At 63.0% G+C, this 21,721-nt stretch carries 12 protein-coding genes and 1 pseudogene; 11 read left to right on the top strand and 2 right to left on the bottom strand.

What is annotated here, in order from left to right; all coding sequences use genetic code 11:
- Nucleotides 1–192 precede the first annotated feature (192 nt).
- The 8 genes and pseudogenes from X727_RS01000000164480 (at nucleotide 193) to X727_RS156305 (ending at nucleotide 15,540) form a co-directional block, all read left to right on the top strand.
- Nucleotides 193–2,087: pseudogene (locus X727_RS01000000164480) on the top strand (autotransporter assembly complex family protein).
- A 2-nt stretch (nucleotides 2,088–2,089) separates the two neighbouring features.
- Nucleotides 2,090–8,137: a translocation/assembly module TamB domain-containing protein gene (locus X727_RS156275; protein WP_023833930.1), complete on the top strand. Its 6,048-nt coding sequence runs from the start codon at nucleotides 2,090–2,092 to the stop codon at nucleotides 8,135–8,137.
- A gap of 253 nt (nucleotides 8,138–8,390) precedes the next feature.
- A complete protein-coding gene (locus X727_RS156280; protein WP_023833929.1) occupies nucleotides 8,391–10,043 on the top strand; it encodes an ABC transporter substrate-binding protein in 1,653 nt (550 codons plus the stop codon).
- A gap of 223 nt (nucleotides 10,044–10,266) precedes the next feature.
- Nucleotides 10,267–11,301, top strand: a complete 1,035-nt coding sequence (locus X727_RS156285) for an ABC transporter permease (protein ID WP_023668188.1) — start codon at nucleotides 10,267–10,269, stop codon at nucleotides 11,299–11,301.
- A 13-nt stretch (nucleotides 11,302–11,314) separates the two neighbouring features.
- The gene (locus X727_RS156290) at nucleotides 11,315–12,472 is read left to right on the top strand and encodes an ABC transporter permease (protein WP_023690814.1); all 1,158 of its coding nucleotides are present in this window, start codon (nucleotides 11,315–11,317) and stop codon (nucleotides 12,470–12,472) included.
- A 47-nt stretch (nucleotides 12,473–12,519) separates the two neighbouring features.
- Entirely contained in the window at nucleotides 12,520–14,736 is a 2,217-nt protein-coding gene (locus X727_RS156295; RefSeq protein ID WP_023668190.1) for an ABC transporter ATP-binding protein, read from the top strand.
- Nucleotides 14,737–14,878: 142 nt separating this feature from the next.
- Nucleotides 14,879–15,106: a hypothetical protein gene (locus X727_RS156300; protein WP_023668191.1), complete on the top strand. Its 228-nt coding sequence runs from the start codon at nucleotides 14,879–14,881 to the stop codon at nucleotides 15,104–15,106.
- On the top strand, nucleotides 15,103–15,540 hold the full coding sequence (locus X727_RS156305) for a TA system VapC family ribonuclease toxin (RefSeq protein WP_023833928.1): 438 nt from the start codon (nucleotides 15,103–15,105) through the stop codon (nucleotides 15,538–15,540). Before X727_RS156300 ends, X727_RS156305 begins: the two co-directional genes overlap by 4 nt.
- Nucleotides 15,541–15,596: 56 nt before the next feature.
- Here the strand turns inward: X727_RS156305 and X727_RS156310 are convergent, their stop codons facing one another.
- Nucleotides 15,597–16,187, bottom strand: a complete 591-nt coding sequence (locus tag X727_RS156310; RefSeq protein ID WP_023833927.1) for a transglycosylase SLT domain-containing protein — start codon at nucleotides 16,185–16,187, stop codon at nucleotides 15,597–15,599.
- 217 nt (nucleotides 16,188–16,404) lie between these two features.
- Here X727_RS156310 and X727_RS156315 point away from each other — a divergent pair, with 217 nt between their 5' ends.
- Both X727_RS156315 and X727_RS156320 read left to right on the top strand, forming a co-directional pair.
- Nucleotides 16,405–17,943, top strand: coding sequence for a trimethylamine methyltransferase family protein (locus X727_RS156315; protein WP_023833926.1), 1,539 nt, complete (start codon nucleotides 16,405–16,407; stop codon nucleotides 17,941–17,943).
- 78 nt (nucleotides 17,944–18,021) lie between these two features.
- Nucleotides 18,022–20,463, top strand: coding sequence for an FAD-dependent oxidoreductase (locus tag X727_RS156320; RefSeq protein WP_023833925.1), 2,442 nt, complete (start codon nucleotides 18,022–18,024; stop codon nucleotides 20,461–20,463).
- A gap of 93 nt (nucleotides 20,464–20,556) precedes the next feature.
- Here the strand turns inward: X727_RS156320 and X727_RS156325 are convergent, their stop codons facing one another.
- Nucleotides 20,557–20,949 carry a DoxX family protein gene (locus X727_RS156325; RefSeq protein WP_023833924.1) on the bottom strand — a complete coding sequence of 131 codons (393 nt, stop codon included), beginning with the start codon at nucleotides 20,947–20,949 and terminating at the stop codon, nucleotides 20,557–20,559.
- 207 nt (nucleotides 20,950–21,156) lie between these two features.
- Between X727_RS156325 and X727_RS156330 the strand changes: the two genes are divergently transcribed.
- A complete protein-coding gene (locus tag X727_RS156330; protein ID WP_023699015.1) occupies nucleotides 21,157–21,645 on the top strand; it encodes a hypothetical protein in 489 nt (162 codons plus the stop codon).
- The last annotated feature ends 76 nt before the right edge of the window (nucleotides 21,646–21,721 follow it).

Raw genomic sequence — 21,721 nt, 5'->3', positions numbered from 1 at the left:
CCAACGGTTCCCAAACCGGCCAATGACCGGTATGCCGATAGTTCATCCACGGGAAAGGGATCACGCATTCTTGCGAAAACGCAGAAGGTGTGAATTCCAAGCCCTGCCTATTTCAGACAATTGGATTGTGGCCCCTTTACGAGCGCTTCAAAACTTCATTCCAATTTTAGTTTTGTAACCTAGGTTGTCCTGATGCCGGCGTATGAAGCGCAGATGTCGAAGGTAAGTGCGCCACGGCGCACGCTTTCGCGTGCGCTGATTGTGGCGTTGGCGTGCTCGAGCGTGCTCGTTGCCGAATCAGGGTCGGCAGCCGCCTTCGAGCTCTTCGGCATCAAATTGTGGGGCTCTTCGAATGACGAGGACGCCGATATCGTCGACCCGCTGCGCTATGCGGTGACCATCGAAGCGCCCGATGCCGACAAGGACCTGGTCAAGAAGCTCGAAAACGCCTCGTCGCTGAAATCCGACGAGGACCGCCCGGTTTCCGGCTCGCTCGGCCTATTGGCCAAGGCGCGTAGCGACCGCGAACAGCTGGTCGCCGCGCTTTATGCCGACGCCCGCTATGAAGGCGTCGTCACCATCACCATCCAGGGCAAGGCGCTCGACGATTTGCCGCCCGATGCCGAATTCACTGGTCCGCAGCCGATCCCCGTGGTGGTCAGCATCGCCAGCGGGCCCAAATTCACACTCGGCAATATCAGGCTGGAGGGCGATGCCGCCGGGCTTGCGAGCGCCGATTTCGGCCTGATAGCCGGCGGCGATGCCGGCTCGGGCGCCGTGCTCAAGGCGGAGGCGCTGATCGTGCGGGCGCTGAAGCAGGAGGGCCGGCCGCTGGCCCGGATCACTGACCGGCAAGTCGTGGCCGAGCACACCACCTCGACGCTAGACGTGACGCTGACGGTGGCCGCCGGGCCGGTTGCCGGTTATGGCGACACCACCGTCGATGACACCGAGAAGGTCGATCGCGAGTTCACCGAATATATGACCGGGCTGAAACGCGGCCGGCAATATTCGCCTGACGAGATCGACGATGCCCGCGACCGGCTGCTGAGGCTCGAAGTGTTCAACAGCGTGACGCTGAAGGAAGCCGACAGTCTCGACGCCGACGGCAACATTCCGATCGGCGTTCAGGTCAGCGAGCGCAAACCACGCTATTTCGGCGTCGGCGGCACTTTCTCCAACACCGAAGGGCTAGGCCTGGAAGGCTATTGGGGCCACCGAAATCTGTTCGGCCGGGCCGAAAAGCTGCGCATCGAGGGCAAGATCAGCGGCATCGGCAGCAACGATCTCAGCGAGCTCAACTACAATGCCGGCATCATGTTCGAGAAGCCGGGCGTGATCGGGCCGGCTTCGAAATTCATCGCCAGCGTCAAGACCGTCCTCGAACATCCCGATGCCTACGACCATTTCTCGGTCAAGGGCAGCACCGGCCTGTCCTATGAGATCGACAAGAAGCAGACGGTTTCGGCTGAAATCGCGCTGGACTATTCCAGGATCACCGACGCCTTCGGCAAGCACAAATACCTGATCGCCAGCATTCCGCTGCAATATGTCTATGACAACAGGGACAACCGGCTCAACCCGACCAGCGGCTTCAGGGTTCTGGCCTATGCCGAACCGAGCTACGACATTCTGAGCNGACCTATCGCGACCTCGACGATGTTCAGGCCATGATGCTTGCCGAACGCGTCGCGCTGGGTTCGATCGTCGGCACCGGCCTTCAGAACGTTCCAGCCGACAGGCGCTTCTATTCCGGCGGTGGCGGCTCGGTGCGGGGCTATGCCTATCAGGGCATCGGACCGAAGGACATCGACAACCAGCCGATCGGCGGGCTTTCCTTCTTCGAAACATCGGTCGAAATGCGCATTGCGCTGACCGACACGATCGGCATCGTGCCGTTCGTCGACGCTGGCACTGTCTCGACCACAGCGACGCCGGACTTTTCCGACGTGAAGGTCGGCGCGGGCGTTGGCCTGCGCTACATCACGCCGTTCGGGCCGCTGCGCATCGACGCCGCCGTGCCGCTCAACCGCGACCGTGGCGACCCGCGTTTCGGCATCTATGCCGGGATCGGACAGGCGTTCTGACGATGAAGATTTTGAAACGCATCCTTCGCCTGTTTTTCTACACGCTGCTGATCGTGGCGGCGGCGGGCATCGGCGCGTTGGTCGTGCTGACCAAAACCGAGCGCGGCCGCGAAAATCTCGCCGGCATCATCTCTGACATGGCCTCGTCAGGGGACAGCAAAGTCACGGTCAGCGGCATTAACGGTATCTGGTCCGGCGCGCTGACGGTCGACCATGTCGTGCTGGAAGACCGCGAGGGCGCCTGGCTGGTGGCCCGCAAGGTGGCCGTCGACTGGTCGCCGCTGGCGCTGTTGTCGAAGAATTTCAGCGCCGACCGCATAGCGGCCGAACGGATAGAACTGGCACGGCTGCCTGTGGCGAGCACCGAGCCGAGCAAGAGCGGGTCGACCGGCCTGCCGGTTTCGCTTGATATCAGAGCGATCGATTTGCCGGAGATCGCGCTCGGCCAGCAACTTGCCGGCAGCGGCATTGCCGAACTTGCGGCCAAGGGATCGGCCAAGGTCGATGCGTCGCCGCTGGCGATCCAGACGGTGCTCAACGTTACCCGCCATGACGGCAAGCAAGGCAATGTCGACGCCAACATCCACTTCGCGCCGGATGAAAACAAGCTCGACCTCGATCTCAAGGCTTCCGAGCCGGCCGGCGGCATCATCGCCAACCTGCTCAAGCTACCCGGCGCGCCGCCGGTCAACATCGTCGTCTCGGGCACCGGGCCGCTGGCCAACTGGAGCGGCATCGGCACCTTCATGGTCGACGGTCAGATCGTTACCCAGCTCACCGGCCGGCACCAGCTCACCGACAAGGGCAACCGGATCGAGGCCAAGGGCGACGGTTCGTTCGAAGGCTTCCTGCCGGAACGGTTCAAGTCGCTGTTTGCCGGCAAGACCAGCTTCGACCTAGCCGGCACCGCGACCGCGGCCGGCGGCGTCGACATCGAGCGCGCTGCGATCGAGAGCGACGCAGTTCATGGTACCGCTGCCGGCATGGTCGAGCCCAAGGGCGCCAGCGACCTTTCGGTCGAACTCGTGGCCAAAGCCAAGCCGGTCACGGTCAATGTCGGTACCCAGGCGCAGCCGATCATGGTGGCCATCAACAATGTGACCGCGCGCGCCTTCGGTGACGGCAAGGCGCCGATGATTGACGCCAGCGCTTCACTGGTCTCGGTGGTGGCGGGCGGCTCTCAGGTGAACAATCTGGATGCGAATATCCATTCCGACGGTTTCGACATCGAGAGCCGCAGCGGCCCGGTCAGTGTAAGTCTGGCGGCCGCCGGGCTGAAGACCGACGTGGCGACGCTGGCGCCGCTGATCACCGGCAAGCTGACGGCCTCTCTTGCCGGTTCGATCAGCAGGGACGAGATTTCGCTCGACGAAGGCACGCTGCGCAGCGATGCTCTCAATGCCGGGCTGACGGCTAAGGTGACGCTGGCCGATCTCGCCATGACGCTGAAGATGAATGCCGATGCTGTGTCGACGGCGCTGCCGCCGCAGATCAGTTCGCTGCTTGGCGAACGGGTCAAATTCTCGGCGACCGCGACGCGCGATCCGCAGGGCTCTTTCGCCGCCAACTCGATCGAACTCACTTCCGGTTCGCTGAGCGCCAGCGGCACCGCCAGCGCGCAAGGCAGCGATATCCAGGCCGACATCAAGGGCAAGCTCGGCGACGTCTCGGTGCTGTCTTCGCTCGTCGGCGTGCCGATCGCCGGCGGGGTCGATTTCGCGCTGACGGCAAGCGGCGCGCGCAACGCACCGGATTTCTCGGTTTCGGCCGACAGTGCCAGCCTGACGGCCTCCGGCCGCACCGTCAAGGACATCAAGCTGACCGCATCGGGCAAGGCCGACATTGTGAGCCCGGCCGCAGATGTCTCGCTGACCGGCGCGGTCGACGAACAGCCGCTCGCCATCAAGGCGGCGCTGGTGACGAGCGACGGCAAGCGCTCCATCAAGGGGCTCAGCGTAGCGCTGGGCGACAACAAGGTGTCGGGCGACCTCGCGCTCGATGAAAAATTCCTGCCGCTGGGGACGCTGACGATCTCCGCCCCCGACATCGCGCCGCTGGCGTCGCTGGCCGGGCAGACGGTGGCCGGCGATATCGGCGGCACCGTGGTGTTCTCCAAAGACGGCGAGGCGCCCACCGTCACCATCAATGCAGCCAGCGTGTCGATCGCGCGCGGTGATGTGGCAGCCAAGGCAGTCACCGTCAGCGCACTGATCGCCAACTATCTCAACAGCCCTGCGATCTCCGGCACGATCAAGGCCGACAGCGTGATCTCGGGAACGACCGTCGTCAGCGGCATCGGCGTCGACCTCAAGCGTGACGGCGACTGGACGAATTTCACCGGCGGAGCAACCATATCAGGCATTCCGGCGACAGCTGCCGGGCGGGCGAAGATTGCCGGCGGCGCGACCAGCGTCGAGATCGCGTCCGGCGAGGCGACGGTGCGCGGCATCAAGGTGGCGATCGCCGAGCCGTCGAGCCTGACCATTGCCGATGGCATAACCAACATTCAAAGGCTGGTAGTCGATCTCGGCGGCGGCTCGGTGACGCTGTCGGGCACGGCGGGCCAGACGCTCGATCTGGCGGCGACCTTCTCGGCGCTGCCGGCTGCGCTTGCCAATGGCTTTTCGCCCCGCCTCGATGCCGCGGGCACGCTCGACGGCACGGCGCAAATCACCGGGCCGTCAGCAAATCCCGACATTCGCTTTAATACAAAACTGGCCGGCGCCGAGACCAGCCAGACCCGTCAGGCCGGGCTCGGACCGCTCGATGTCGATGCGGCCGGCAGCTATTCGACGGCCGGCGGCATCGTGCTGGATCAGGCGACGCTGTCGGGCCAAAAAATCTCCGGCAAGGCAGCCGGCACCGTCAACCCGAACGGCGCCAGCGATTTCGCGCTCGATCTGACATCGTCCGGTCCGAGCCTGCCGTTGACGCTGGGCAGCGCGGAAAGCCCGATCAAGCTCGAATTGCAGGCGCTGTCGGTGAAGGCGGCCGGGCAGGCTGCGCAAGCCAAGCTCGACATCTCGGCGGTACTGCCTTCGGTGGCGACGGATGACGCCAAGGTCGAGGGCATTGCGCTTGCGCTGCATTCCGATGCATTTGATATGAAAAGCCGAACCGGTCCGATCTCGGGCACGGTGACGGCGGACAAGATCGGTCTGGACAATCCGACCATCGCGCCGCTGATCGCCGGCAAGATCACCGCCAAGATCGCCGGCACCCTGGCGGCGGACGCGATCACCATCGACAGCGGCTCGGTGCAGGCCGATGCGCTGGGCAGTGCCTTCAATGGCCGTGTCGGCTTTGCCGATGGAGCAATCGACCTCAACCTCAACGCCGACGTGCTGTCCGCGGCATTGCCGGCTGCGGCGCGCGGCGTGCTGGCAGAGCGCACGCAGCTCAGCGCCACGCTGAAGCGGGATGCCAATGGCAATGTCAGCGCCAATCCGGTCAGACTGGCGTCGGGCGCACTGACCGCGGACTGTCAGGCCAGTCTCGCCGACAACAAGCTCAGCGCAGATATCAAGGGTGCACTGGCCGACATCTCACTGTTGTCGAAAGATGCCAAAGGCGCGATCAGCTTTGCACTCAACGCGCAGGGGCCCAGCCTGGCGCCGGACCTGTCGCTGACGGTCAACAGCGACCGGCTGCTGGTGGCGGAACGCGAAATCACCGGGTTGAAGCTGACCGCCACCGGCAAGGCCGATGCCGCCAATCCGGCGGCCAATGTGCAACTGACCGGCAATGTCGCTGGACAGGCGCTGCAAGGTAGCGCGGTGCTGGCGACGGCGGACGGCAAGAGCGCCATCAACGGCCTGCTGCTGTCACTCGGCAAGAACAGGATTTCCGGCGACCTTGCGCTCGACGAGGCTTTCGTGCCGGTCGGCACCATCGCGCTCGACCTGCCCGATATCGGACCGCTGGCGGCGCTGGCGCTGGAAAAGGCCGAAGGCGATGTGCGCGGCACTATTGCATTCTCCAAGACCGCGGATGGCCCGAACGTCGCCGTCAAGGCTGCGACCGCTTCGATCACGCGCGGCGACCTGCAGGCGAAGACGGTGTCGATCGATGCGCTGGTCGCCAACTATCTCGCCGCGCCGGTCATCTCGGGCAAGATTCGCGCCGACAGCGTCATTTCCGGCGGCACCGCCATCAGCGGCATCGATGTCGATTTGAAGCGCGACGGCGACTGGACCGGGTTTTCCGGCGGCGCCACCGTCAAGGGCATTCCGGCGAGGGCTGCGGGCAGGGTAAAGGTGGCTGGCGGCACCACCACCATCGAACTCGCTTCCGGCCAGGCCACGGTGCAGGGCATCAAGGCGGCCATCGCCCAGGCCTCGACCGTCAGCATCGCCAACGGCACCACGACGCTGGACAAGCTGGTGCTCAATCTCGGTGGCGGCACGGCGACGGTGACCGGCAAGGTCGGGCAGGCACTCGACATCAGTGCCGCGCTGTCGAAGGTGCCGGCTTCGCTGGCCAACAGTTTTTCGCCGGGCCTCCAGGCCGCCGGTTCGATTTCGGGAACAGTCAAGGTAACCGGCGCGCCGGGCAATCCGACTGTCGCTTTCGATATCGATGCTGGTGGGGTGCAGACCTCGCAGACGCGCAGCGCCGGTCTTGGCGGCATGAATATCTCTTCGTCGGGAACATTCGCCGGCAAGAAGCTCACCTTCAACGCCGACATCAGCGACGGCGCCGGGCTTGGCCTCAAGGGCGGCGGTACGGTGACGACGGCCGGCACACCAGCGCTGGTGCTCGACTTCAACGGCAAGGTGCCATTTTCCTTCCTGGCCGCCAAGCTTGCGGCGCAAGGGCTGTCGCTCAGCGGCACCGCCAACGTCAATATCCAGATGCGCGGCCCGGCGGCGTCGCCGGTGATCGGCGGCACGGTCAGCACGTCGGGCGCCCGCCTGGTCGACGCGCGTTCCGGTCTTGCCGTCAATGACATTGCCGCCGACATTTCGATCGGCAACGGCGTTGCCCGGATCAACCGGCTGACCGGCACGCTATCGACACGCGGCAGCCTGTCGGCCTCCGGCACCCTCGGCATCAATCCGGCGCAAGGTTTCCCAGCCGATTTGTCGATCAAGCTGGTCGACGGCCGCTATACCGACGGCAGGGTGGTGACAGCCAATCTCGGCGGCGACCTGACCATCAAGGGGCCGCTCACCTCGGCGCCGGTGATTTCGGGCACCGTCAACCTGGCCAAGACCGTCATCACCGTTCCCGATAAGCTGCCGGGCTCGCTGGCAGCGCTCGGTGTCAAGCACAAGAACGCGCCCGCCTCCGTGCGGGCGCAGGACAAGGCCTTGCGACCGGCGGCGGCCAGCGGTGGTGGCGGCAGTGGGCTTGTCCTCGACGTCACGGTCAATGCGCCGAACCAGATCTTCATCCAGGGCAGGGGCGTCGATGCCGAGTTCGGCGGTTCGCTAAGGCTGACCGGCCCGGCGGCTTCGCCGCAGGCGGTCGGCACCTTCACCTTGCAGCGTGGGCGGCTGTCGATTCTCGGCAAGCGGCTGACCTTTACCGAAGGCACGGTCGGCTTTTCGGGCTCGCTGGTGCCCTACCTCAACTTGACCGCGACATCGACCACGACCAGCGCCACCGTCACCATCGTCGTCTCGGGCGAAGCGACCAATCCGAAATTCGACTTCTCCTCGGTGCCGGCGCTGCCCGAGGACGAGGTGCTGGCGCAGCTGATTTTCGGCCGCTCTATGTCGAACCTGTCGCCGCTTCAGATCGCGCAGCTGGCCGAGGCCGCCGGCCAACTGGCCGGCGTCGGCGGCTCGACCTCGCTGCTCGAAAACCTGCGCAGTGCAATCGGCGTCGATGACCTGGATGTGACCACCGATGACCAGGGCGGCACCGCCGTGTCGGCGGGCAAGTACCTCAATGACCGCACCTATGTGACGATCCAGAAAGGCGACAGGCCAGGATCGGGCAAGGCGACGATCGACCTCAATGTCGGACGCGGCGTCAAGCTGCGCGGCGAGGCCAACGATGGCGGTGAGGCCAAGGGCGGCATATTCTACGAAAAGGAATATTGAGTTCCTGGCCCTTACCGCCGCCGGAAATGGCGCTGTCTCAACCAGCCCAAAATGTATCAATTACTCGCCTAAGCAGATTCCGGCGGAATCTGGGCGCGCTAGCACTTTTGCGCCAAGTCTGTCGTTATCACGCGAACCGCTCCCTTTTCAAAGTTGCACATTCCCTAACAGGTTCCGTAGCCATGCCGTCTTTGACATCACGGCAGGGATGCGGAATGTTAAAAGGCGGAAAGCCAACAATGGGAGTTAAGGTATGACAAATTTCAAGAGTAATGGCGATCGCGTTCCCGATCACATCCTGGCCATGGCCGAAGAAGCCAAGGCAGGCAAAGTCGATCGCCGCGAGTTCCTCGCCATGGCCAGCGTGTTCGGCGCGTCGACTGCGATGGCCTACGGCATGCTCGGCGTAGCCGTGCCGACCCAAGCCAGGGCCGAAGAGGTGCAGGGCAAGAAGGGCGGCATCCTGAAAGTCGCGCAATGGGTCAAGGATCCCAAGGATCCACGCAAGGCCGATTGGTCGGAAATCGCCAATGCCGAGCGCCAGGCGCTTGAGCCGCTGGTCAAGTACACCAGCGAATACACGTTCCGCCCGTACCTTCTGGAGAGCTGGGAGGTCAACGACGACGCCACCGAGTACACGCTGCATGTGCGCAAGGGTGTGACCTGGTCGAATGGCGATGCCTTCACCGCCGATGACGTCATCTTCAATCTCAAGCGCTGGGCCGACAAGAAGGCCGAGGGCAATTCGATGCCTGGCCGTCTCGGCACGCTGGTCAAGGACGACAAACTCGACGAAAGCGCCGTGACCAAGGTTGACGACCACACCGTCAAGCTGAAGCTCGGCAAGGCCGACATCGCGCTCATTCCGAACATGTGCGACTATCCCGGCCTCATCGTGCACAAGAGCTTCGACGAGAAGGGCGGCGACTTCAAAGCCTGCCCGATCGGTACCGGCCCGTTCGAGCTCGTCTCCTACGATGTCGGCCAGAAGGTGGTCTACAAGCGCCGCGAGGATAACAAGTGGTGGGACGGCGAGGTGTTCCTCGACGGCATCGAATTCGTCGACTACGGCACCGATCCGGCAGCCATGGTCAGTGCCTTCGAGGCCGGCGAAGTCCATACCAATTTCGAGACCTCGGCCGACTATGTGTCGATCCTCGACGGACTGGACCTGGTCAAGTCCGAAATCGTCACCGCCTCGACCATCGTGTGCCGCACCAACATCAACAACAAGCCTTACGGCGATCAGAAGGTGCGTAACGCGCTGCAACTGGCGGTCGACAACAATGTCGTCCTGCAGCTTGGCTACGGGAATGCCGGCACGGTGGCTGAAAACCACCATGTCTGCCAAATCCACCCGGAATATTACGAGCTGCCCAAAGTCGCTCGCGATCCGGCCAAGGCCAAGGCGCTTATGGCGGAAGCCGGCCAGGCCGACTTCGAGCACGAGCTGATCACGGTCGACGAAGACTGGCACAAGAATACCGGCGACGCCATCGCCGCGCAGATGCGCGACGCCGGCCTCAAGGTAAAGCGCACGGTGCTGCCGGGCTCGACGTTCTGGAACGACTGGACCAAGTATCCGCTGTCCATGACCAACTGGAACATGCGCCCGCTCGGCGTCCAGGTTCTGGCGATCGGCTACCGCACCGGCGAGGCGTGGAACGAGTCGGCCTATTCCAACCCCGAATGGGATGCCAAGCTCAATGCAGCATTGGCCGTTGCCGATGCGGCCAAGCGCAAGGAGATGATGAAGGACATCGAGCAGATCCTGCAGGATTCCGGCATCATGATCCAGCCATACTGGCGCAAGCTCTACAGCCACTCGGTCAAGGCGGTGCAGAATTACAAGATGCATCCGACCTTCGAGCGCGACTACGGCAAGGTCTGGCTCGACCAGGCGTGATTGGAACGTCAGGGAAGGGGCGCTTCGCTCCTTCCCGTCACGCCTCGCATGGCCCAGAACCGGAAGCCGCCGCAGCAAAAAGTTGCGGACTCTCCTGAAAGACCGTTCAATAAAACTGGGTTGATTGCATCCGAGTGCCGATTTGACGGCCAACTCTGCCGGCAACGGCAAAGCTGGTTTTTCGAACTGGCTCCAACCCCAACCAGACCGGCAGGGGACCGCCATGCTTTCTTTCGTAATCCGGCGTCTCGGCACCATGGCATTGACGATGCTGTGCCTGACGATGATCGTCTTCTTCCTGATCAACCTCGAGCCGAATTTGAAGAAGCTGGCGATCAGCCAGACCGAAATGCACACATCGGCCGAACAGCTCGAAAGCTGGCTGGTCAACCATGGCTACCGGCAGAACTTCTTCGTGCGCTACGGGCAATGGCTGGGCGTCGTCCCGAAGCAACCGGTGACCGATCCGGCGACCGGCAAGCCGACGCAGCGTTTCTCCTTCTGCAACGATCCGCTGGAGCCGAAATTCTCCGGCATCCTGGAAGGTGATTTCGGCTGCTCGACCAAGTTCAAAACCTCCGTTGCGTCAAAGCTCTTCCCCGCACTCGCCGCCACCGGTATCCTGATGCTCTGTGTGCTGTTGGTGATGGTGCCAATTTCGCTGCTGATCGGCATCCTGGCCGGCATGCGCGAGGGCTCGCGAACGGACCGAACGCTGTCCGTCGCATCGATCGCGTCGACGGCGACGCCCGAATATGTGTCCGGCGTCATCTTCACCGTCATCTTCGCCTCCTGGCTCGGCTGGCTGAACGGTTCGGCCGCCTCGGCAAGCCAGGGCATCACCTTCTACAATTTCACCCTGCCGGTGATGACGCTGGCGATCTACGGCATCGGCTACATCGCCCGCATGACACGCGCCTCGATGGTCGAGGTGATGACGCAGCAATATATCCGCACCGCCCGGCTGAAAGGGCTTTCCTTCGGCAGCGTCGTCGTCAAGCACGCGCTGCGCAATGCGCTGATTGCGCCGTTCACCGTCATCATGCTGCAATTTCCCTGGCTGCTTACCGGCGTCGTCATCGTCGAGGTGATGTTCCGCTACCAGGGCTTTGGCTACACGCTGGTCGAGGCCGCCGGCAACAACGACATCGATCTGCTGCTTGGCTGTTCACTGGTCTCGGTGTTCATCGTGCTGATCACGCAGCTCATCTCGGATGTCGGCTACGCGTTCCTCAATCCGCGTATTAGAGTTCAATAGGGGGCTGGGGCAGATGCAGGTCGAATATATCGGTGCCTTCAATGTCGTGCTCGGCGTGATTGGGCGTTTCTGGCCGGTCTGGTTAGGGCTTGCCCTGGTGATGGGGGTGAGCTTCACCTACAAGAAAAGGCTCGGCCTCTACGGCCAGTTGTTCGATAGCGGCGTCGGCATAGTCGGTGTCGGCATCTGCCTGTTCTGGCTGTTCACGGCAATCTTCGCGTCGACCGTCGCGCCCTTCGATCCGCTCGCCCAGGTCCCGATCATGAAGGATGCGCTGCCGGGCGCGCTCGAGCCGGTATCGAAACTCATCTACTATTTCGGCGGCGACAAGCTCGCCCGCGATGTCTTTTCGCGCATGGTCTATGGCAGCCAGATCGTGCTGATCATCGCACCGGCGGCGACCGGTTTCGCGCTGATGGTCGGCATCACGCTCGGTCTGCCCGCCGGTTACTATGGCGGCCGGATCGACACCGTGCTGTCGTTCCTGGCCAATCTGGTGCTGGCCTTCCCGGTGATCCTGCTGTTCTACCTGCTGGTGACGCCCGGCATCATGGATACGCCCATCCCCTACGCCATGGCCGGGTTGTTCTTCCTGTTCCCGATCATATTCTTTTCCGTACTGTTCTGGACGCGCTACAAGAACCGGCCGGACCGCCTCTATATATTGCTCGGGCTGACGCTGATCATCGGCGGCTGGGTCTATGCCGGCCTGGTCTTCGATGCCGATCCGTTCAAGATCATCCACATCGACCCCAACCAGCTCAATATCTTCGTGGCGGTGGTGTTTGCTTCAAGCCCCGGCGTGTTCCGCATCGTGCGCGGCCTGGTGATGGACATCAAGACGCGCGACTATGTGGCGGCGGCGCAGACGCGCGGTGAATCGCCCTGGTACATCATGCTGTGGGAGATCCTGCCCAATGCGCGCGGGCCGCTGATCGTCGATGCCTGCCTGCGCATCGGCTACACCACGATCCTGCTCGGCACGCTCGGCTATTTCGGGCTGGGCCTGGCGCCGGAGAGCCCGGACTGGGGCACCGCGATCAAGGACGCCAGCCGCCTGCTGCGCTCCTTCATCCACCCGGCGCTGCCGCCGACCATCGCGCTGATGTCGTTCGTGCTGGGCTTGAACCTGCTTGCCGACTCGCTGCGCGAACAATCGATGAAAGACTGATCTGCGGGTTTCGGCCCGCGAGCATGAAAATAGGATTGGAGCGACCCATGAATGAGGCAGTTCGAAATCCCGGCAACCCGACCCTTGGGCCAAGCGCTGCGCCGATCATCGAGATCGAGAACCTGTCGATCTCCTTCTTCACCCGCAAGGGCGAGATCCCCGCCGTCATGGACTTTTCCTGCACGGTGATGCCGGGCGAAGCCATGGGCATCGTCGGCGAGTCCGGCTGCGGCAAGTCGACCGTGTCGCTCGGCATCATGCGCGACCTCTCCAACATCGGAAAGATCGTCGGCGGCAAGATCAAGTTCCAGGGCAAGGACATGGGCGAGCTGTCCGACGAGGAGTTGCGCTCCATCCGCGGCAACAAGATCGCCATGATCTACCAGGAGCCGATGGCGAGCCTCAATCCGGCGATGAAGGTCGGCCAGCAATTGATGGAAGTGCCGCTGATCCACGACAAGGTGTCGAAGGAAGAGGCTTACAAAAGGGCGCTCGAAATGGTGCGCTCGGTGAGATTGCCCGATCCCGAACGCATGATGCGTTCCTATCCGCACCAGCTGTCCGGCGGCCAGCAGCAGCGCATCGTCATTGCCATGGCGCTGCTGTCGAAGCCGGCGCTGCTTCTGCTCGATGAACCGACGACGGCGCTCGACGTGACGGTGGAGGCCGGCATCGTCGAACTGGTCAAGGGGCTGGGCGAGAAGTTCGGCACGTCGATGATCTTCGTGTCGCACAATCTGGGCCTCATCCTCGAGACCTGCGACCGCATCACGGTGATGTATTCGGGCGAAGCGGTCGAGACCGGCAAGATCAAGGACGTGTTCGACCGGATGCGCCATCCCTATACGCAAGGGCTGTTCCGCTCGATTCCGCTGCCGGGCGCCGACAAGAATTCGCGGCCGCTGATCTCTATCCCCGGCCAGTTGCCGCTGCCGCATGAGCGGCCCAAGGGCTGCAATTTCGGCCCGCGCTGCCACCATTTCGTTGAGGGCGTCTGCAATGCCGCCGAAATCCCGATGATCGAGGTCGCCGGTCACGAAGGGCATTTCTCGCGCTGCGTGCGCTTCAACGAGATCGACTGGGAAGCGCTGCCTCCCGGCGCCAAGAAGGTCAATGAGAAGGTCGTGCCCGGCGCGCCGGTGCTCAAGATCGAGGATTTGAGAAAATACTACAAGGTCGGCGGCAGCGAAGTGTTCGGCTCCAGCGAAGGCCGCGTGGTCAAGGCCAATGAGACGATCTCGTTCATGGCGCGCGAATCCGAGACCGTCGCCATCGTCGGCGAGTCCGGCTGCGGAAAGTCGACACTGGCCAAGGTCCTGCTGGGGCTGGAGACGGCAAGTGCCGGCACAGTGACGCTGGGCAACAAGGAGATCCAGTCGACCGGCATCGAGAAGCGCAGCGTCGAAACGGTGTCGTCGATCCAGATGGTGTTCCAGAACCCGTTCGATACACTCAATCCCAGCCACTCCGTCGGTTCGCAGATCATCCGCACGCTGGAAAAATTCAAAGTCGGCAACAATGTCGCCGAGCGGCGCAAGCGCATGCTGGAGCTGCTCGACCTGGTGAAGCTGCCGCGGGCCTTCGAGACGCGCAAGCCGCGTCAGCTCTCAGGCGGCCAGAAGCAGCGCATCGGCGTGGCGCGTGCCTTTGCCGGCGATGCCAAGGTGGTGGTGGCCGACGAGCCGGTGTCGGCACTCGACGTCTCGGTGCAGGCGGCGGTGACCGAACTGCTGATGGACATCCAGCGCAAGAACAAGACGACGATGCTGTTCATCAGCCACGATCTGTCCGTCGTGCGCTACATCGCCGACCGCGTCGTCGTCATGTATCTCGGCTACATCGTCGAGCAGGGCACGACCGACCAGATCTTCGCGCCACCCTATCACCCCTACACAGAGGCGCTGCTGTCGGCGATCCCGATCGCCGACACCAGCGTGGTCAAACGGCACATCGTGCTTGAAGGCGATATCCCGTCGGCGATGAACCCGCCGAGCGGCTGCCCGTTCCAGACGCGCTGCGGCTACAAGAGGCTGGTGCCGGACAATCTGTGCGAGACCAAGGTGCCGCCGGTGAAGCATCTCGGCGATGGCCATATGAGCCTGTGCTGGCTGTCGGACGATGTGCTGGCGACGATGGAGCCGGTGATCAAGTTCGACAGGGAACACGCAGCGCATGAGGGCGTGCCGGAAGACGCACCGGATGGGATCGGCCCCGGTTTCGCCGGCGAACCGCCGAAGCGCCCGCATGGCAAGAAGCCGAGCTGACCAGCCATAGAGGCAATGCCGCTCGTTGGCGCATTGCCGCAGCGTCGCCATAGCTCAAGGAACGACAGCTACGTTCGCTTGAATATTGCTGTCCATTGCTTTATGTGATGCGTGATGTTTGATGCGCGGTAGGGAGCATGTTGTGAGAACCACACTTGCAATCGATGACGATGTCCTACTTGCGGCCAAGGCCATGGCGCGACAGCAGGATCGCAGCGTTGGCGACGTCATTTCCGATCTGGCTCGCCGCTCACTGCGCAGGCCCCCGACCGGCGGTGAACGCAACGGCATCCCCTTGCTTGCATCGCGGCCCGACGGCCCGATGGTCGATCTCGAAATGGTCAATGCGCTTCGCGACGAATTGCCGTGACCTTCCTGCTCGACGTCAATGTGTTGATTGCGTTGATCGATCCGGCTCACGTCGCGCATGAAGATGCCCATCGGTGGTTCCAATCCACCGGGCATTTATCATGGGCAACATGTCCCATTACCGAGAATGGCGTCATCAGGATTGTAAGCAACCCGAAATACCCCAATTCTCCGGGTTCGCCCGCCGTGGTGGCGCAGATTGTCGGCAAGCTGCATGCCCTTTCAGGACATCAGTTCTGGCCTGACGAGATCAGCCTTGTCGGTTCCAACGACATCGATGCAGCCAGGATCCTCACCCCGGCACAGGTAACGGATAGCTATCTGTTGGGACTCGCCAAGGCGCGTGACGGCCAATTGGCGACGTTTGACCGAAAGCTGTCGACGGCAGCGGTAAAGAGAGGGAGGTCGATCCTCCACCTGATCTCAAGCGAATGAATGGCTGAGTTCCGCTTCGATCGCAAACTGCGTGGCTGCAAGACCGCTTGGCAACGTCAGCTGCCGCATTGCTGCAGCTGTTCGGCATAGTCGCGGGCCATCTTTTCGGTCGCCCTGGCATAGCCCTGCACGCCGGCGTCACCACGGTTGCCACGGCCGTAGGCCGTCCAGCCGAGATAGTAGGCGAGGTAGAGATTGTAGGTGTCGTTGCGGGCGACGCCGAACGTGTCTGATGTCTTGGAATGATACCAGCCGACGAAATCGACGGCATCGGCAAACTTGGTCCGCCTCGCCGCCCAACTGCCGGTTTCGCTCTGATATTGCGACCAGGTGCCGTCGAGCGCCTGCGAGAAACCGGTGGCTGACGAGACATGTTTCCACGGAATGAAGCCGAGTAGTTTGGTACGCGGCGGCCTGGCATTGCTCTTGAAACCGGATTCCTTGCGCACCGTCGCCATCAGCACGGAGACGGGGACGCCGTATTTCTGCGAGGCGCGCTCGGCGGCCGACTGCCAGTTGTCGAACCAGCCGTCGTTCTGGTCGAAGACGGCGCAGACATCGTTGATATGGTTGGGCGGCGTCGCGCAGGCCGGCAAAGCCAGCAGCACGCCAACCGCTACAATTTTACTCAAACTCGAACTACGCATTGGAAAACGAATAGGCCGAAATCATAAAGGGAATCTTGCGGCGTTTCTTAACGGCTTGCCGGCTTGGCTGCGCTCAGTGGGCCTGTATCATTATTCCGACCTTTCGAGTCGCCTTTATCTCCGTCAGAATTCGAAAATGCCGCCTTGGCTAAAATCACGTCCGCGAAGGGCGGATTTCTGACAGCGATGTCCGGATGCCGGCGCTCTGATGCCAGGCATGAATGAACCAAGACGCAAGCGCGGCGCGGAGCGAACCAGCAACCGGGGGCCTGCCGCCATCCCGCAACTTCCACTGCGGCGGGTGACCAATCCCTATCCGCCGATGGCGATGCTCTCAGTCGACCAGGTCGAAACGATCCACCAGGCGTCGATGCATATTCTGGAAAATTTCGGCATCGAGGTGATGTCTCAGCGGGCGCTGGCGCTGTTCGAGAAGGCGGGCGCAAAGGTCGACCATGCAACGGCGAACGTCCGCATCGACCGGGGCCTTGTCGCCGAGGCGCTGAAGACCACGCAGTCCAGCTACCGGCTGACGCCGCGCAACCCCGCGAACACCATTCATCTCGGCGGCAACACGCTCAATTTCACCCTCGTCGCCGGGCCGCCCAATGTGCACGACATGGAGCGCGGCCGGCGCGCTGGAAACTTGCACGACTATGCCGATCTGACCCGGCTGGCGCAGCATTTCAACTGCATCCACATGCTCGGCAACCAGGTCTGCGCGCCGGTGGAACTGCCGGCGAACACCAGGCACATGGATACCTATTTCACCAATCTGACGCTGACCGACAAATCCTTCCATGTCTCGGCGATCGGACGAGGCCGGGCGCTGGACGGCATCGAGATGATGGCAATCGCGCGCGGGCTGACGCTGGACGAGATGCGCGATGATCCCGGCATTGCCACCATCATCTCGGTCAACTCGCCGCGGCGTTTCGACGAGATGATGGCCGAAGGGCTGATGACCATGGCTGAGTTCGGCCAGTCGGTGGCGGTGACGCCGTTCACGCTGATGGGCGCGATGAGCCCGGTGACGCTCGCCGGCGCCCTGGCGCAGCAGAATGCCGAGGCGCTGTTCGGCGTGGTGCTGACGCAACTGGTGCGCCCCGGCGCGCCAGTGATGTACGGCGCCTTCACCTCCAACGTCGACATGAAGTCGGGCGCGCCGGCCTTCGGAACGCCGGAGAACACCAAGGCCAACATCGCCTCGGGGCAATTGGCGCGGCGCTACAACCTGCCCTACCGCACCACACCGGGGTCGGCATCGAATGCGGCGGACGCGCAAGGCGCCTACGAGACGCTGATGGCGCTGTGGGGCGCTGTGCTCGGCCACGGCAACCTCGTCTATCATGCCGCCGGCTGGCAGGAGGGCGGGCTGACGGCATCGTTCGAAAAGCTCATCATCGATGTCGAGATGATCCAGCACATGATGGAATTCCTGCGCCCGATCGTCGTCGACGAGGCGGAGCTTGCTGTCGAGGCGCTGGGCGCGGTGCCGACCGGCGGCCATTTCTTCGGCGAACCGCACACGCTGGAACGCTATGCCACGGCCTTCTACCAGCCGATGCTGTCCAACTGGCAGAATTACGAGGCCTGGCAGGAAGCCGGCGGCCTCGACACCACGGCGCGCGCGACGCGGCTGTGGAAGAAGGCGCTGGAAGATTATGTCGAGCCGGTAATGGATATCGCCGTGCGCGAGGCGCTGGAGGCGTATGTGGCCAGGCGCAAGGAAGCGATCGGGCAGGGCGAGCCGTGACTTTTTCAGCGTCGGCGCGCGGCGCTGCCTTTCTGATTCACCTTATCTCCTCAACTCATTGATAACAGAGCAAAACTCATGAAATCGCATGCAAAGGTCGTGGTCATTGGCGGTGGCGTCGTCGGGTGTTCGGTGCTGTTCCATCTGGCCCGCCATGGCTGGACCGATGTCGTGCTGCTGGAGCGCGACGAGCTGACCTCGGGCTCGACCTGGCATGCGGCTGGCGGCATGCACACGATCAATGGCGACCCCAACGTCGCCAAGCTGCAGAAATACACGATCTCGCTCTACAAGGACATCGAGGAGCTGTCGGGACAGGCGACCGGCGTACATCTGACGGGCGGCGTGCTTCTGGCGGCGACCGAGGCGCGGCTCGACTGGCTGCGCGGCGTCGTCGCCAAGGGGCGTTACCTCGGCATCGAGCTCGAAGAAATATCGGCCAATGAAGCGGCCGAGCTGATGCCGCTGCTCGACCCGAAACAATTCGTCGGCGCCGTCCGCAACAAGGAGGACGGCCATCTCGATCCCTCCGGCGTGACCCATGCCTATGCCAAGGCCGCGCGGAAACTGGGCGCCGAGGTCGAGCGCTTCACCAAGGTCGAGGACATTGTGCGCCGGCCCGACGGCATGTGGCGCGTCGTCACCAACAAGGGCGAAGTGGTGGCCGAGCATGTCGTCAATGCCGGCGGGTTATGGGCGCGCGAGGTCGGCCGCATGGTCGGGCTGGAGCTGCCGGTGCTGGCAATGGAGCACATGTACCTGATCACCGAGGATATGCCCGAGGTGGCGGCGTGGAACGCCAAGACCGGGACCGAGATCATCCATGCCGTCGATTTCGATGGTGAGCTGTACCTGCGCCAGGAGCGCGGCGGCATGCTGATGGGCACGTACGAGAAGGCCAATAAGGTCTGGTCCGAATTCCAGACGCCGTGGAATTTCGGCCATGAATTGCTGGAGCCGGACATCGACCGCATCGCGCCGTCGCTCGAAGTCGGCTTCAGGCATTTCCCGGCCTTCGAGAGGACCGGCATCAAGCAGATCATCAACGGGCCCTTCACCTTCGCGCCGGACGGCAATCCGCTGGTTGGGCCGGTGCGTGGCCTTCCCGGCTTCTGGGTCGCCTGCGGCGTCATGGCGGGCTTTTCACAAGGCGGCGGCGTCGGCCTGGCGCTGTCCAACTGGATGATCGAGGGCGATCCCGGCGCCGACATCTGGGCCATGGATGTGGCGCGCTACGGCGACTGGGCGACGATGGCCTACACCAACGCCAAGGTGCGCGAGAACTACTCGCGCCGTTTCTCGATCCGTTTCCCCAATGAGGAGCTGCCCGCCGGGCGGCAGCTGAAGACGACGCCGATCTACGATTTGCTGTCGGCCAAGGGCGCGCAATGGGGCGTGTCCTATGGGCTGGAAGTGCCGCTGTGGTATGCGCCCGAGGGCGTCAGGGACGAGTTCTCGTGGCGGCGTTCCAGCGATTTTTCCCATGTCGCCAATGAGGTCGCGACGGTTCGTGAGAGCGTCGGCCTGGCGGAGATTTCGAACTTCGCCAAATACAAGGTGACGGGAGAAGGGGCGGCCGCTTGGCTCGACCGGATCTTTGCCTGCAAGTTGCCGAAGCCCGGCCGCATGACGCTGGCGCCGATGTTGAAGGACGACGGCAAGCTCATCGGCGATTTCACGCTGGCCAATATCGGTGCCCCCAATTCCAACGGGACCGAGTGGTTCATCGCCGGCTCCGGTATCGCCGAGCAGTATCATATGCGCTGGTTCGAGGCACATTTACCTGCGGATAGCTCAGTGCGCATAGAGGCGCTGGGGCAGAAACTGACCGGTCTGGCGATCGCCGGACCCAAGGCGAGGGAGGTGCTGGCGAAGGTCAGCCGCGCGGATGTCGCCAACACCGCATTCCCCTTCATGGCGGTCGCGAAAATGGACATCGGCCCGGCGCCGTGCCTGGTCGGCCGCGTCAGCTACACCGGCGATCTCGGCTACGAGATCTGGGTGGCGCCGGAATATCAGCGCGCTGCCTTCCAGGCGTTGATGGCGGCAGGCGCGGAATTCGGCCTCGGCCTGTTCGGCTCGCGCGCGCTCAATGCGCTGCGGCTGGAGAAAAACTACGGCTCATGGGCGCGCGAATACCGGCCGATCTACGGGCCGCTGGAGGCCGGGCTCGACCGTTTCGTCGCCTATGGCAAGGATGCCGATTTCGTCGGCAAGGCCGGCGCTCTTGCCGAGCGCAAGCAGGGCGGCAAGCTCAGGCTGCGCACATTTATCCTCGATGCTGACGATGCCGATGTCATCGGCGACGAGCCGATCTGGTACGATGGCGCGGTGCGCGGCTGGGTGACGTCAGGCGGCTATGCGCATCACTCGAAGAAATCCGTCGCCATCGGCTATGTGCCGAAGGAGATCGCCGATGAGAGCGACGGCTTCGAAATCGAACTTTTGGGCAAGCGCCACGCGGCGCGCGTTCAGGCAGCGCCGCTCTTTGACGCGAACTTCGAGCGAATGCGCGCCTGAAGCGCTTCGGCTTTCGCCGAGGCGCTTCAGATTCCTTTGTGCATGTCGTTATCCCAAAACCGCTGCGCACCTTTGGGCGACATGCATTGCGCGTCAGGCGTTGCGGCGGTTGTCGAGCGCGAAGGCGCCGGCGCCGGCAAACACCAGATAGAGGAAGATGAAGCAGAAGGAGATTGCCGCGTCGCCGCTGTTGTTGACCGGGAAGAAGTCGCGCGGGTAGTGCGCCATGAAATAGGCGATGGCCATCTCGCCGGCCAGCAGGAACGCGACCGGGCGGGTCAACAGACCGAGCGCCAGCAGGATGCCACCGGCGAACTCCAGGATGCCTGCAGTCATCGTCAGACCGGTAAGAGCGTGAGGCTCGGCGCTGACCGGAAAATTGAACAGTTTCTGCGAGCCATGCTCGAGGAACTGCAGGGCTGTGATGATGCGCAGGACGCCGAGCGCCTGCGGCTGAAATCTGGCGAGACCGTCAAAAAGCTTCATCTAAACTCCATTTTTCCAACCATGTGGCCCGGCCATAAATCATCACCCGGCGCTGGACCATTCACTTCCCATGGCCTGTCATCAACAATCGGTGATTGCAATCATTTCCAGTCTGACTTCGAAATTTGCTCTCGTTATGGTTGCATACATCTCGTTAAGGTTGTATATCTGCGTGTAGACACTTCAAACCAGACGGGTTCCTTCGCCATGAAAAAAGTCGCCATCAGCCTGTTCGCAATCCTCGCAAGCACCAGTTTCGCCATGGCCGCTGATGCTGGCTGCGATGCCTTCAAATGGCCGGTGACACGCGAGCAGGAACTGTTTCCGGCAGCGCCCGCCGCGCAGTCCGGTGCCTCTCTTGCTTTCGGCGAAGCCGCGGATATGGCGCTGGAGCCGGTCGATGCGGTCAGCTTCACGGTCTCACCGCAACGCGCGCCGGCAGCCGGCACGTTCGGCGCGACGGCAAACGTGGCCGTGCCAACGGAAGGAGAGCTCCAGATCAGCCTGTCCGATGAGGCCTGGGTCGACGTCATTCAGGAGGGCCAAGCCGTGAAATCAGCGGGTTTCAGCGGCGTGAAGACCTGCCCCGGCATCCGCAAGAGCGTGCGCTTCAAGCTGACGCCTGGCGCAGCCACGATCCAGCTCAGCGGCGCCAGGAAAGAGAACCTCAAGGTCGCGGTGCTGGCGCCGGAGTGACCGCGCCCGGACGCGCCTCTCATCGCACCGGCAGTGCGATGAGAGCAGTTTCCGTGCAGGCGAGTACCGGAGGGGA

Origin of the sequence: Mesorhizobium sp. L103C105A0, assembly GCF_000502215.1 — a bacterium.
GTDB lineage: Bacteria > Pseudomonadota > Alphaproteobacteria > Rhizobiales > Rhizobiaceae > Mesorhizobium.
The sequence above is the reverse complement of the archived record's forward strand: the minus strand, read 5'-3'. Positions and strand labels throughout refer to the sequence as shown.